General features: G+C 52.8%; 12 protein-coding genes. 6 read left to right on the top strand and 6 right to left on the bottom strand.

Annotated features, from left to right (window positions below; genetic code table 11):
* The first annotated feature begins 84 nt into the window (after positions 1-84).
* From accD to psbV2, 4 genes are all read left to right on the top strand, one after another.
* A complete protein-coding gene (gene accD / locus HCG48_RS13775) occupies positions 85-1005 on the top strand; it encodes an acetyl-CoA carboxylase, carboxyltransferase subunit beta (protein WP_168569670.1) in 921 nt (306 codons plus the stop codon).
* 354 nt (positions 1006-1359) lie between these two features.
* The gene (locus tag HCG48_RS13770; RefSeq protein WP_168569669.1) at positions 1360-1557 is read left to right on the top strand and encodes a translation initiation factor IF-2; all 198 of its coding nucleotides are present in this window, start codon (positions 1360-1362) and stop codon (positions 1555-1557) included.
* A gap of 242 nt (positions 1558-1799) precedes the next feature.
* Positions 1800-2288, top strand: coding sequence for a photosystem II cytochrome c-550 (gene psbV / locus HCG48_RS13765; RefSeq protein ID WP_168569668.1), 489 nt, complete (start codon positions 1800-1802; stop codon positions 2286-2288).
* A gap of 341 nt (positions 2289-2629) precedes the next feature.
* Positions 2630-3151 (top strand): photosystem II cytochrome PsbV2, encoded by a 522-nt coding sequence (psbV2, locus tag HCG48_RS13760; protein WP_168569667.1) that lies wholly within the window; start codon positions 2630-2632, stop codon positions 3149-3151.
* An 86-nt stretch (positions 3152-3237) separates the two neighbouring features.
* On the opposite strand, the gene HCG48_RS13755 is transcribed toward psbV2, so the two are convergent.
* Entirely contained in the window at positions 3238-4812 is a 1575-nt protein-coding gene (locus tag HCG48_RS13755) for a diguanylate cyclase (RefSeq protein WP_168569666.1), read from the bottom strand.
* 336 nt (positions 4813-5148) lie between these two features.
* On the opposite strand from HCG48_RS13755, the gene petJ reads away from it, so the two are divergent.
* Both petJ and HCG48_RS13745 read left to right on the top strand, forming a co-directional pair.
* A complete protein-coding gene (petJ, locus tag HCG48_RS13750) occupies positions 5149-5481 on the top strand; it encodes a cytochrome c6 PetJ (protein WP_168569665.1) in 333 nt (110 codons plus the stop codon).
* Between the two features lie 344 nt (positions 5482-5825).
* Positions 5826-6533 carry a rhomboid family intramembrane serine protease gene (locus HCG48_RS13745; protein ID WP_168569664.1) on the top strand — a complete coding sequence of 236 codons (708 nt, stop codon included), beginning with the start codon at positions 5826-5828 and terminating at the stop codon, positions 6531-6533.
* Positions 6534-6557: 24 nt separating this feature from the next.
* On the opposite strand, the gene HCG48_RS13740 is transcribed toward HCG48_RS13745, so the two are convergent.
* From HCG48_RS13740 to crtB, 5 genes are all read right to left on the bottom strand, one after another.
* On the bottom strand, positions 6558-8744 hold the full coding sequence (locus HCG48_RS13740) for a GumC family protein (protein WP_168569663.1): 2187 nt from the start codon (positions 8742-8744) through the stop codon (positions 6558-6560).
* Between the two features lie 56 nt (positions 8745-8800).
* Positions 8801-10018, bottom strand: coding sequence for an RNA-guided endonuclease TnpB family protein (locus HCG48_RS13735; RefSeq protein ID WP_168569662.1), 1218 nt, complete (start codon positions 10016-10018; stop codon positions 8801-8803).
* Between the two features lie 185 nt (positions 10019-10203).
* Positions 10204-12198, bottom strand: a complete 1995-nt coding sequence (locus tag HCG48_RS13730; protein ID WP_168569661.1) for an SLBB domain-containing protein — start codon at positions 12196-12198, stop codon at positions 10204-10206.
* Between the two features lie 2 nt (positions 12199-12200).
* Positions 12201-13004: a cyanoexosortase B system-associated protein gene (locus tag HCG48_RS13725; RefSeq protein WP_168569660.1), complete on the bottom strand. Its 804-nt coding sequence runs from the start codon at positions 13002-13004 to the stop codon at positions 12201-12203.
* 372 nt (positions 13005-13376) lie between these two features.
* Positions 13377-14270: a cyanoexosortase B gene (gene crtB, locus HCG48_RS13720; RefSeq protein WP_168569659.1), complete on the bottom strand. Its 894-nt coding sequence runs from the start codon at positions 14268-14270 to the stop codon at positions 13377-13379.
* Between the last annotated feature and the right edge of the window lie 17 nt (positions 14271-14287).

Here is a 14287-nt window from a genome sequence, read left to right as displayed (position 1 = left end):
AAGCCCCCATAGTTTCGTCCCCACAAACCGATTTTATCTCTTTACCAAAAAAGTTACCAAACGAGTGAGGAATCAACTGTTTTCATGTCTTTATTTGATTGGTTTGCAAATCGACGAAAATCCGGACCGATTAGTCAAGAACGACAAGAGCGAGAAATCGCTGACGGCTTGTGGACGAAATGCGAAGCCTGCGGCGTTCTGACCTACACCAAAGACCTGCGCGGCAATCAGATGGTCTGTTTGGAGTGCGACCACCACATGCGCGTCTACAGCGAGGAGCGGGTTGCCCAACTGATCGACCCCCAGACTTGGATGCCTCTCGACGAAAACTTGCAGCCCGTAGATGCGCTCAAATTCCGCGATCGCAAACCCTACGGCGATCGCCTGCGGGAATATCAAGACCGCACCAAACTGCTCGATGGGGTCAAAACTGGATTGGGTAAACTCGACGGACTCCCGATTGCCCTGGGCGCCATGGATTTCCGTTTTATGGGCGGCTCGATGGGATCTGTCGTCGGCGAAAAACTCACCCGCCTGATCGAAAAAGCAACCCGCGAACGGCTTCCGGTGGTCATCGTCTGCGCTTCTGGCGGTGCCCGAATGCAAGAAGGGATGCTCAGTTTGATGCAAATGGCGAAAATTTCCGGCGCCTTGGAACGCCACCGCGAAGCGCGCTTGCTCTACATTCCCGTACTCAGTCACCCGACGACGGGAGGCGTCACCGCCAGTTTTGCCATGCTCGGCGATATTATCCTCGCGGAACCGAAAGCGACGATCGGTTTTGCGGGACGCCGGGTGATCGAGCAGACCTTGCGCGAAAAACTGCCCGAGGATTTCCAATCGGCTGAGGATTTACTGCGTCACGGCTTTGTCGATGCGATCGTCCCGCGCACCCAACTCAAGAAAACCTTGGCGCAGTTGATTTGCTTGCACCAACCTCAATCCTTGCTCTCCCACCGCTTGCCCCTGCAAGAAGCCATGCAATTGAGTTCGACCGGGGACTGAGCGGCGATTCTCTTTTGGAGGATTCTCTTTTGGAGACGCTACGCGATCGCCTGACTCATATATCACAAAAAAAGAAAAAAGTCAATTTATTTCCGAGAAATGGACGAGTGGGCGATTTTCTTTTGGAGACCCTGCGCGAACGTCCGTCCCGTGTAGCCACAGTCGAAGCCCTCCAGAGTCGGCGATCGTCTGCTCTGGAGGGCTTTAGTGCGGGGGATTCTCCTCGCTCGACGATCCGCGATCGCCACCGAAAAGCAACGATCGATGGCCTCGGATACTTCATAAAGTCACGGTCAGTGGCATGATAGTGATATTGAAAACGGCTTAATCTTTATCGGTCAGTTAAGAACCGCTATGGGCTTTGCAGATTTGTCAATTGCTGAAATAGCACGCGACTATAACGTTCCTGTAGAAGACGTACTGCGTCTGTGCGACCAACTCGCCATCGCTTATAAAACTCCTCAAACTCGTCTGGCTTTAGAGGATGCCAAAGCAATTATGAGCGAACTGGTCGCGCGAACGGACGACGATCGCCCTTCGACCTCGGCGTGAGACCCGAGCGCTCGACCGGGGGCTTTTACGACTCGCGAAAGCCCGCGATCGACTGAATGGTTGACTTTTCGCGCATGAAGGACACGCACTCAGTTGCACGGGGCGAGCGGATCTTTTTTTACCCCAATAGCCCGAACGCCAAGGCGCGATCGGTTCTCAACAGACCGATCGAGATTGAGCCAAGCTGTGTGGATCGTTTATCTACCACGAAATTATCCGAAGTTTGGAAGGAGAACTAGAGAATGAAGCGATTGATTTTACTCGTCGTAGCCACGGTTTTCTTGGCCTTTCAGGTCGCGATCTCCAGCGTAGCGGCAGTCGAACTGGACAAAGGCATTCGTACAGTGCCCCTGAACGAACAGGGAGAAACTACCGTTGCCAGCATCGAGCAAATTGAAAAAGGGAAACAGTTATTTATCGATACCTGCTCCCAATGTCATGCAGGCGGTAAAACCAAAACCAATCCCAACGTCAGTTTGGGGATTGAAGATCTCTCCTTAGCCTATCCCCGTCGGGATACGGTAGAAGGCTTGGTCGATTACATGAAAGCACCGACCAGCTACGACGGCGAGTTCGATATTTCCGAACTGCACCCGAGTATCAAGAGCGCCGATATCTTCCCGGAAATGAGAAACCTCACCGAAAACGATCTCGAAGCCCTCGCCGCTTACATCCTCATCCAGCCGAAGATTCGCGGCATTCAGTGGGGTGGCGGTAAAGTTTACAACTAAGGCTCGCCGCGCCCCGATCGCCATCTGACTGACTCGGGAATGGGATGTTTCTCGATCCGAGTTGTCGATTATCCCTCTCAAGCTTTACTGGTCTTCAGCCGCCCTTTTGCCGTCCGACTGAGCGCAAATGGTGCCGCTATACGTATCTGTCCGCGCTACCGGAGAGCCGGGTGGATGAAGATCCGTAAAGTTTGGGAGGGACCTTCGATCTAAAACGAGGGGCTGGGGGTTGGGGCGATCGCGCGGCGAAATCGAGCCCAAGGGCGCGCCCCGTGCGAACCCGCTCGGTGAAAATCTCCTGTAAGGTAAAGATGCTGAATTTAATAAAAATTGCGCCATTGATGAGTTTATTTTCGTTTAAATCGGTTAAATCGGTCTTCGTGCGGACCGCGATCGCCTTCGCCTTGGTGGTCGTCAGCGCGATCGCCTCGGCGGCGCCCGCCCATGCCGAAACCAGCGATCGCTACATTCGCGAATTTTTGCAAGCCAAAGAACCCGTGCCAGTTCAAGTCAACCCCAGTGGCGAAACCCGCTTGTTTTCTCCGGACGACCTCTACGAAGGCAAGCGCCTGTTTATGGATCACTGCATTAACTGTCACGTGGGGGGGTCAACCTTACCCTCGCCGACCATTTCCCTGTCGGAAGAAGCCCTACAAGGGGCCACGCCACCCCGGGACAACCTCGATAGTTTAATTGCCTACATGCGCGAGCCGATGAGTTACGACGGCAGCGAGCCGATCTACTGGTGTCGGGAAGTGACCGAACGCTGGATGCCTCAAGAAACCATCGAAAAATTAGCCGCTTTCATCTTGCGCGCGGCCAATGTAGCGCCGGGATGGGGCAGCGACAACTTCGATCTGTGAGCGGCCCTCGCCGTTCGGGGCGATCGCTTAGGGTCTCCAAAGGAGCAAGAATCGCCCTGGGTCAGACCGCCGGGGCGATCGTCTCCTTACCACGCCTTCTCGATCGAAATTTCAGACGGCCAAGAAATCTCTTGAATAGGGGACATCCGCAAGCAATTGCGCCCTTCCCGTTTGGCTTGGTAGAGCGCCTCATCTGCTTTTTGGAATAAGGCTTGAGTATCGACGAGTTGGGTCACGTCGCGACCCTGACTCGACAAGACTTTGGCGATCGCCCCGCCAATACTGATCGCGATCGCAATTTCGAGCCCGTCGGCAGTGGCGATCGGCTTTTCCGCGATCGCCTGACGCAGGGAGTCCCCATATTCGATCGCCGCTTCCGGCGACATCCCCAAGGTCACGCAGACAAATTCTTCTCCCCCGTAACGATAGAACCAACTGTGGGGACGTGCCAGATCTTGCAAGCGCTTCGCCAATTTTTGCAAGATCGCATCGCCGATCGCGTGACCGTAGGTATCGTTAACCCGCTTAAAATAGTCCACGTCGATCACGAATAAGGCAATGTAACTGTAGCTGTAGCCCGTTGCGTCCGGACCGTCGCTGGGGACGATTTGCGGTCGCGCTTGTTCCATCGCCCGCCGATTGGGCAATCCGGTCAGCTCGTCGGTCAACGCCAGGGATTCTAACAGCTTGTTGCGCGCGATTAGCTGTTCGAGTAAGCTTTGCCGTTCCGCTTCCGACTGCTGTAGTAATTCCTGCAAGACTTCGATCTCCGCATACATTTCCATCGGGTCTAACGCCTGTAGCAAGCTGGTTTGGGTGATGATTCCGACGAGTTCGTCGCGATCGCCGCGCACGACCAACCGTTGAACCCGCAGGTTTTGCATTTGTTGGTGCGCCTCCCACAAAGAATTTTCGCGACGAATCGGAAATAAGGGGGCGCTCATCACCGTGGACGCTCGGACTTGCTCGAAGTCTAAGCCTAAGTTTCTAAATTGGAGGATATCTCGTTCGGTGACAATCCCGATCGGTCGCACGGCTTTGAGCTGGCAACTATCGGCAGACCAGACGCTTAAATCGAGATCTCCGTTCGGGGAAAGGGATTCCTCGTCGAGGGGTTCGGCGATCGCCACGCAACTGACATGATAGACGTTCATTAAATGAGCCAAGTGCAACACCGTCGAGGTCGGCGGTGCGTGAATGACGCGCTGACTCATCACTTCTCCGACCCGGCGCAGGCGCATGAAATCGATCGGTTTGAGAACGCTGCGGATGCTTTGGTGGGTCATCAAGCCGAGCAGTTTGCCGTCCTGACTGAGAACCGGGAGGTGACGGATACGATGTTGCCGAAATAAGCTCAAAATCGTGACGATATCTTGATCTTGGCTCGGCGACTCTTGCAAGGTGACGACTTCGCGGGTCATCACTTCGGAAATTGAGATGCCACTGAGGCAGTCCCCGAGGGCAATTTTGCGAACGACATCGCGTTCGGTAAAGATCCCGACGAGAACCGCGTCGCCGATCTCGGAATGGGGACGGTCTATAACTAAGACGCAACTGGCTTTGGTGCGACTCATTAAGGCGATGACTTCTTCGATGGTCGTGTCAGTCGAGACCGTCAGGGGGTGGGGTTCGATAGCTTGTTTGAGTAAAGGAACGAACATCAATCATTTATCAGTCAGGAGGGCTGGGGTAACGATCGCGAAAACGCTGTTTTTGGGTTCGAGTGGGAATTGCTCGGGATCTGCATCCGATTGCGCGATCGCCATCGTAATTTAAGTGTATGGGCGATCGCTCGCCATCAACGAGCTTGTCTGTTGCTTCTCCCAGGTTGGACTGAAAAAAACAATTTCGCATATCACATTTTTTAATAAAAGTCAAAGTGCTATTGAGATTTCACGAGTCACAAGTCGATCGTGTTTTGTGGGAACGATGCGGGATAGAATAACCCTTAAGCCAAAATTTCGTTATTTTGTTGGTTGACATAGAGGAGAACGATTTTGAAGAGACTCTTATCTGTTTTTACGTTGGCGATCGCCCTGTTTGCTTTTGCCTTTACCGCCCCCGCTTTCGCTGGCGATGCCGCTAATGGCGCTAAAATCTTCTCATCCACTTGTGCGGCTTGCCACATGGGTGGAGGTAACGTCGTCATGGCGAACAAAACCTTGAAGAAGGAAGCCCTAGAACAGTACGGCATGGATTCCATCGAAGCGATTACCAACCAAATCAAAAAAGGCAAGAATGCGATGCCTAGCTTCCTCGGACGTTTGAACGATAGCCAAATTGAAGATGTGGCTACCTACGTTCTCGAACAAGCTGAAAAAGGCTGGTAAGTTCCTTTTCTAAAACGTGCCTCCCGAGTGGAGTGTGACGGAAAAGCCCCTCCTCGCGAGGGGTTTTTTCGTTTTCGCCTCCGGGCGATCGCCCCCCCGGTTACGAATGAGCATGGACAACCCGGGCTAAAAAATTAGCCGATCGAAATAACGTTTATCAATCGCGTCGATAAATAAAATTTATAAATAACTACCGAACGATATTCCCGTGGCGAAGGGCGTTCGCGTAGGGTCTCCCCAGCAGAATCGCGCCAACCTGCGACCCCGCACCGAGAAAAACGCCCCCGTCCGGAAATGCGTTAAGGTTATCCCAGTATTTCGCACCCATTCACCTGACAACTGCCGTGGTTCCCTTACGCGATGAAAACCCAACTCAAATCACCCCTTACGTCACTTACGCCTTAATTGTCGCCAATATCGTTATCTTTCTGATCGAATTAACCGTCCAACAACAAGGGCAACTCGATAGCTTTTTTCAATGGTGGGCCGTCGTTCCCCAGCAACTGAGCGCCAGCTTTCAAGGCGAACCGATCGCCTCTCCCGTTCCGGAATGGTTCACCTTATTCAGTTCCCAATTTCTCCACGGCGGTTTCCTGCATATTGCCGGAAATATGCTGTTTTTATGGATTTTTGGCAATAACGTTGAAGAATGCCTCGGCCACGTTAAATATTTAATCTTCTACTTGCTCTGCGGCGCCTTAGCAGCCTTGAGTCAGTGGTATTTCTCCATGGATTCGACCATTCCTTCCCTCGGCGCGTCCGGGGCGATCGCCGGAGTCATGGGCGCCTATATCTTGAGATATCCCCAAGCCAAAATCGTCACCCTCATTCCTCTATTCGGCATCATCTTCACCACCGTGAGAATCCCCGCCTTCTTTTTCCTGGGATTCTGGTTCGTGCAGCAGGCTTTCTATGGCGTCGCCAGTGTCGCCCAAACTAACATCGGAATGCAAGGAGGCGGGATCGCCTACTGGGCTCATGCTGGCGGTTTCGTCTTCGGGGCCATTCTCGGACCGTTATTCGGCTTATTTTCCGAGCGATCGCCCCGTTGAGCCACCCCGCGATCGCCCCGGGATTTAGCGGCTGCGGCTGGGCATTTTCGGGGGAAGCGGTCGATCCTGCGGCGGGAGGGAATCCATCGGTTTCTCACCCGGTAACGACACCTGGATCGCGTCGAGGTCGCGATCTTCAAACTGCACCTCGATATCCGCACCATTGATAACCGCGCCGAGCAATTGAGTCTCTTCCGATTCCGTCAACGGTTCCACATACTCCGTGAGCAACCCACTCGACGTATAGCGCGGTCGGGTAACGACGATCGTCCCGTCCGTAAAGCCTTCGAGCAGCAACGCATCGTTACAGCTACTCAACGAGGGAGCGTCGAGGACCGCGAAATCGAAGCGGAAGCGAATATCTTCTAAAAGCTGGCGCATTTCGCTCGATTCGAGTAGTTCCGCCGCATTGCGAACCGGACCGGGAGAAGGAATCACGTAGAGATTTTCGACATCGGGAGCGAGGTGGATGCACTGATTGTATTGGGCGTAGTAGCGCAAGGGTTCGATTTCCGCTTGAGGATCCGGCGCCACCCGCACGGAGCGCGCCGCCGAGGGCGATCGCAAATCCGCCTCGATCAACACCGTCCGTTTGCCCGCACGGGCCGCCGCGATCGCCAAATTATAAGCACAAGTACTCTTACCTTCCGAACGCGCCACACTCGTCATTAACAACACTTTCGGTGGTTTTTCACCCAAGCGCCGCAAATTCGTCCGCAGTTGCTCGTAAAACTCCAAATACGGCGAATTCGCATTTAAAATAACGGGCAAAATTCCCGTTCCCTCCGACGGCGGCAGATTCGGCAAAATTCCCAAAATCCGAACGTCCTGCTGTTGCAGCGCCCCTCGAATTTCTTCCATCGTGTAAAACTTGCCTTCGAGCAAGGACAACACGAAAATCAAGACATTCCCCAGTAAAATACCGAGCAATCCGCCGATCGCAAAAATGAGAATCGCTGGCTGAGTTTTTGGCGTAATCTCTTCGACCTTCGGCGGTTGTTTGACCATCAAACTACTCGTCGTTTCCGCTTCCGCCAAGCGCGCGTCGGCGAGAGAAGCTTGCATTTGATCGTAAAAATTCTTCTTGAGCGCGACTTGACCCGCGAGGCGATCGCGTTCCATCGTCTTATTCGGAATACTTTCATATTCCCGTTGCAGTTCCCCTTGGGTCTCCGCCAATCCCTGCAACTGCTGCGCTAACGCCTGTCGTTGCGTCTGTAAATTGACCAACGTCTGCGCCAACTGCTGGCGCGCCGGATCGAGACTGCTGTCCTTGCGGATTTGTACGTCCGTCAAAATCGGCGCCGCCAACCCATCGCCGCCGATCACCTCTTGCGCCCTTTGTTCCAATAACTCGTTATACGCCTCTTGCTGCTTGCGTAATTGGATCATCTGCGGGTGTTCGGCCCGGAAATCTCGCGACAGTAATTCCAACTGGGACTCGACCGCGTGCAGTTTCGCCCTCAAATCGGCAATAATCGGGTCGGCGCTGAGGGCTTGCGAAACATACGCCTGATCCGCACTCAAACCCAAGCGTTGTTCCAAACTGGCAATTTGTGCGTCGATTCCTTCAAGCTGCAAGCGAATTTGACGCTGTTGCGCTTGATTCCCAACAATCGATTCGGCTAAATTGCCGCTTTTCGCCACTAAAATCGAAACCCCTTCTTCCCGCTCGAACTGCTCTAATTCTCGTTCCGCCTGACGCAATTCTTCGATCACTTGCGGTAAACGTTCTTCAATGGCAGCGATTCGACCGCGCAACGCCGAACTATTGATCAAGCGGCTTTGCTCGATCATCGTTTTCATCAAAACACCCGTTACTTCTCCCGCTCGTTGGCGGTTGTCGTCGTCGAAATATACTTCGATAAATGGCTCGCTATCCTCGCGCTCGACAAACCGAAGCCGGGTATTTTTTTCAACAACTTTCGGATCTTCGTTGACCTGTTTGCTCACCGCTTCGATCACGTTTTCCGATTTCAAAACGCTTTCTGGCAGTTTGCGCCCTTGTTCTTGGATGACGCTTCCAGTTTGCGAAAAGGTCACCGGAGGAGTAGTATAACGGAGGTGACCCGCCCCTCGATAGCGTTCGGCTGGCGACGGTTGCATCGCCACAAATCCCGCCGCGCCCAAGACAATGACAAAGGCGCCAAATCCAAACCATTTATATTGACTGAAGGCGATCGCGTAACGCTTAAGAATCGGTAGGGCCATGATACCAGTCGCTCAAAAGCTCGAACGTGTGAACTACCGCTATTGTAATCTTTGATTCAATAGCGGCTTCCCTCTTCACTGGGGACTGCGCTAGATAGAACTGAAGTTCTACCACCTCGTCTTACATCCCCTCCAAGGGCAGTAGAGCGAGTTCCTAACTCTAATATCCGTAAGCCTTCATTTTTGAGATTGATGGCGGCATTGATATCCCTGTCATGATGGGTTTGACAATGTTCGCAAGTCCAACTTCTTACATCAAGAGACAAGCTTTTGATTTGATTGAGGCATACATGGCAGGTTTTAGAAGAAGGAAAAAATCGATCGACTTCTAGATAAACTTTTCCTTCTGATTCAGCCTTGTACTTCAACATCGTACAAAACATCCCCCAACCGACATCACTAATCGCTTTGGCGAGTTGGTGATGGCGAACCATGCCTATCCCCCGTTTAGTTCCCCCCTTATTAAGGGGGGTTAGGGGGGATTCGACCACAATCACTTGGTTTTCGTTCACTATCTTACGGGATAGCTTGTGGAGAAAATCTTCACGACAGCGACTTATTTTGGCGTGAATCTTGGCAACTTTTACCCGCGATTTATTGCGGTTGTTGCTGCCTTTCCTTTTTCGAGCATGTTTTTGCTGTTTTCTTTTTAGGTTTCGCGCGTGTTTATCAAAATGCTTTGGATTATTGTATTTCGACCCCTCACTGGTAATCGCAAAATCGGTCAGCCCTAAATCAATGCCAATTGCTTTTCCTTCAGTTGAGGGAAAGGCAGGTTCTTCTCTACCCTCCACCAAAACTGAAACATAATATTTACCATCTGGATTTTTGGAGAGGGTTACAGTTTTGATTTTTCCCTCAAAACTTCGATGCTGACGACAACGCACTAACCCAACTTTAGGCAGTTTGATGTAATTTCCCTCAAACTTAACATTTTGAGGATAACTGATAGATTGCCTTCCCTGCTTGGATTTAAATCGGGGTAATTTTGCCCGTTTCTCAAAGAAGTTTCGATAAGCGGTCGATAAGTTCAACGCCACGACTTGCAAGCATTGGGAATAGACATCTTCTTTAAGCCAAGGGTATTCCTTTTTGAGGGCAGGTAATAATCCCTGGAGATAACCCCTTGACAAGCCTTTTCCGGTCGATCGATAAGTCTCTTGGCACAAATTTAACGCATAGTTCCAATACCAACGACAGCAACCAAAGCTCTTGGCTAAAGTCGCTTGTTGCTCGTGGGTTGGATAGATGCGGTATTTGTACGCCTTGAACATTATCGCCGATATAGCCAGATGATAAGATTATAATTGATTTGCCGAAGAGTCGCTTTCATCCCACGATTCACCTTCGGTAGAATCGGGGAATTCCCGCTCCTTTTATTAAAACATCTAAAATCATCGAGAGCGCGCGATCGCCTCGTCTACGCCGTAACTTTCACTTTCGAGAAACCCTGAATCATTTAATTATTATTATTGTCCGAACCCGGACCGAATAAATCGCTCGCACTGTCTCTCAAGGTATCGAAAAACAGTAAAAAGCCCAAAACATCGCGGAACGGCTGCGTAAACGTACTCAACGCATAAGTAATTTTACTAATCAAATTGCGACCGATTACGATCGCGTCGTGATGCTGGAGCGCGATATCCTGGGACGGATCGCCCATCAACAGCTTTTTGCCGTCGATCTCCCGGGTGATGGCTTTCCCTTGTTCCGGATCGAAGCGAACTAATAGAATTTTACCCAGATCGGCTTGTTGCAAGGGAACCGCACTCAAGACATCGGCGATCGTGCTGCCATTGGGCAGGGGCGCGATACTGATTCCTCCTCCAGGGTAACTTAAAATTCGCACGACGATTTGGGGTTGAGCCAAGGTCGATCGCGACACCAACACGCGATCGTAATACTCGTCCGTATTCGACTCCACCTTCGGCACGAACACCACGTCCCCATCGCCCAAACGCAGGTCCGGTAAGGGACTGCCCGTTTGTAGTGGCGTGTACAAATCCACTTTCGTCTCGCTCGTGCGTCCGTCCGTCAGCACCCGGCGCACGGTGACCCCTCGCAAATCCGCCTCGCTGGTAATTCCCCCAGCCGTCAGCAGCGCATCCGCTACGGGACGCGGGGAAAAGGGCAGCACTTGAAATCCCGGTTGGGCCACCTCGCCGAGAATGGTCACCGCCACGGGTTGGCGCGCCGCGAGGGTCGAACTCGCCACTAGATTGCTGTCGTAGTTGTCCGCTTGGGCAAAATCTAATTTCGGCACCACCACCACATCGCCATTGCCGAGGCGCAGCTCGTCTAGGGGCGCCCCCGATCGCAGGGGGTCGTACAAATTGACCACCTCTTCGCTGACTTCGCCATTGTCGAGATAGCGACAGACGCGCACGGCCCGCAAGTCGGCGATGGGGGTGCTTCCTCCCGCCAAGCGCAAAGCATCTGCCACCGGACTGACCGACGGCGGTAAATTATAAAAGCCCGGTTGGGTGACTTCGCCGATCGTCCGGATCGAGACGGGCTGGGGGTTTCCCAAGATCGATCGCCCGGCGAGGCTGCTATCGTAGCCGCGCGCTTCCTGTAGGGACAAGCGGGGAATCGAGATCGTATCTCCCTGAACTAGGGGAATTTCGGGCAAGTCTACCCCTTGTTTCAGGCGATCGAGTAAATTAATCGTGACTTCCACGGGGGATCCATCCGGGAGTAGACGCCGCAAGCGCACGGCGCGCAGGTTGGCGGAGGGCGTCGTCCCCCCGACCAAGCGCAGGGCATCGGTGAGACGCGCGCTTTCCGGGGGCAGGCTGTAAAATCCCGGTTGGGTGACTTCTCCAGTGAGGGTGACGCGCACGGGACGCTTGACCAAGAGGGTGACCCGGATTTGCGGATTGACTAAGTAGCGGTTGAAGGCTTGTTGTAGGGCGATTTGGGCTTGTTCGAGGGTCAGTCCGTTGAGGTTGACGGTGCCGATTAAGGGAAGGACGATTTGACCTTCGGCGTTGATGGGATTGGCACCGCTACGGTCTTGGAAGGGTTGGACGTCGATGTAAATTTGGTCTCCCGGTCCGAGGCGATAGACGGGATTGGGTAAGGCGGATAGGGGTAAGGGCGCGGGGCGCTCGTCCGGTGGCGCCGTCGGCAGGGCAGGGGAGGGCGCGGCGGGGGGAGGGGCTTGCAGGTTCGGGAGGCGATCGAAGGGGGTTGCCGGGGCGGCTGGGGCGGTTTGGATAGCGGTTCGATCGCCGTCTGCCGGGCAGTAGCGGGCAGATGCTCGCGGCTCGGAAGGTGGCGACGCGGGGGGATTGAAGGGGAATTGCGCGATCGCCGCCAAGGCGGTGCAACTGACTTGAACGGTGGCCAGGGCGATCGCCACGATCGCCCGTCTGCCATCAATTGGAGTCGCGACGTTCGGCGCCAATGGCGATTTTCGCTCGGTTTTTCCTGCCGGGTCGATCGGTTTCACCGTTATTCACTCCCTCGAAACGAATGGGCGATTAATGCCGCTTGGATGTCTTTTCCCAGGGCTTCTGCATCCGCGCGCGATCGCTCCAAATCTCCCAAGGGCTCGATAAGTACGATCGCACTGACCGCCACCCAGGGAACGCGATCGCCTCGGACTTGGGCGCCTAAATCTCGCCAAAACCAGGCACTCGGGTTCGGCGACCCGCCCTCGGGCCAAGCGTACCACTGAATCGCCGCATAGGTTTGCGATGGCGTCCAAGTGCGGAAAAATCGCGCCGTGACCGACTGGGTCTCATCCCGATTTCCATTCTGATTTAAGTTCCGATCGACTTGATTTTCCCCCTCGACTTCACTGGAACGCGATCGGGCAATATCTTGCGCCGTTACTGTAAATTCGAGCTGACGCTCCGAGTCCGACTTCCAGCGCCAATAACCGTTGATGTCGGTCCACTCGACTTGAGGGCGATCCATCGGTCCATTTTGAACCATAAACATGATTATGGCTTGTTGGCCGTCGCGCGATACGCCTTCGGCGTCCCGTTGCGAACGTCGCACGTCCTGGCGGAACCACTTCTGACCGCTAATGAGAAGTTTTTTACCTCGCAAAGTTTCCCAGTTCGAGAGTTCGACACCCCGGTCTTGGATTTGCTTAATTTCTTTCAATCGGTGGACGGAAGGCGGTTGCATCCACTCCCATTTTCCGCTCAAGTATCCGGGAATTGCACCGGCTACGAACAGCAAGATGAGAAATCCGACTAATAATAGTCTATTTAATCCATAATGGCGTTTTAATTTAGTTAAATCCATCGTGTCGTTTTGAAGATCTTACAGTTCGAGCTAGGTCATTCTAGTTTTGAAATTTGCGCTTTGATTGCTGTTTTAAGTGGCTAGATTTTATCGATAAAGTAGCGGATTTATAGCTAATTATAATATGTTTTTGAATAAATCTTTTGAATAAACAGCTTTTGAAGTTTATTTGTGTTACGGACACGGCATTACCGTGTCCGTACAGGAATTTGGCGACTTTCCCCGGTCGATTTCAGATTCAACGGATTTAAAATTTACTCATCCTCATTTTTTGTATTGGTCTTGGGGTCTGGGTGCAAGGCGATCGCCTTGCGCACCCCACAGACTTCTAGCTTTTCCCTGGTTGCTTTTCCCTCTTGCTTCTTCTCTACATTAACTCTCTTCTAACTCCGTTCCCGGATGGAAGTAATCCGCAATCCATTCAATCGAGCCTAATAAAGGAATCAGCAGTCCTAACATACAGGCAGAATAGAGATCTCCGCCCCATCCTTCGTGCAACCAAGCAAAGATCTGCTCGCGACCCGTCCCGTGAAAGAAGGTCAGCAGGGTATTACGAATGATGTTGGCGGTGACGCTTAAAATCACCGTGCTGCCTAAAAAGGTCAGGGTTTTGCCGCGCGATCTTAAGGTTCCGGTCCAGTACAACAACATTAAGGCAACGTAGAGACTGGTTAACAACATTTTCAAGCCGGAACAGTGGGGGGCGACTTCAACGATTTTGTCGTTGACGTAGAGGTAAATTTGCTCGACGGTGACGGGGACATCAAAATGGGTCAAAATGAACCCGGCACAACTGGCAATAAAAGCTTGTAGGGGCAGGGTATAAGGGGATATTAAGTAAGGAATTTCGTTAGGGGTGGCGAGAATGACGAGTAAGAGGGGGAATTTTTCCAGTTTTAGCCCGGGAATGCCTTTAAACCAGAGGCATACGCCGATGAGAACGAGGGGAAAGGAGAGGTTGGTGAAGTCGGGTAAGCCACTGAGGTAGAAGATGCCCCCGGTAATGAGGAAGGGGAGGGCGAGGGGATGGGTGACTTCGTTGAGACGGCGCCAGCGCGATCGCGTGTCGATCCAGGCGATATAGGCGGCGAAGGGCAAGCCAATTAAACCGTGGCTGAAGTATTCGTGTTCGAGACTGATATTTTTATTGAGCCAGCCGTCGTACCAGTGGGCGATTAACGGGGCGTAGAGGAGGGCGATCGCGCCGATGACGATCCAGCCGTAATAGCGGTCGAGAAGGGTTGGGAATTTGCGGTCGAGCTGCATGGTATAGCGGGAGGGTG

This window comes from Oxynema aestuarii AP17, from assembly GCF_012295525.1.
GTDB classification, from domain to species: Bacteria; Cyanobacteriota; Cyanobacteriia; order Cyanobacteriales; family Laspinemataceae; genus Oxynema; species Oxynema aestuarii.
The sequence above is the reverse complement of the archived record's forward strand: the minus strand, read 5'-3'. Positions and strand labels throughout refer to the sequence as shown.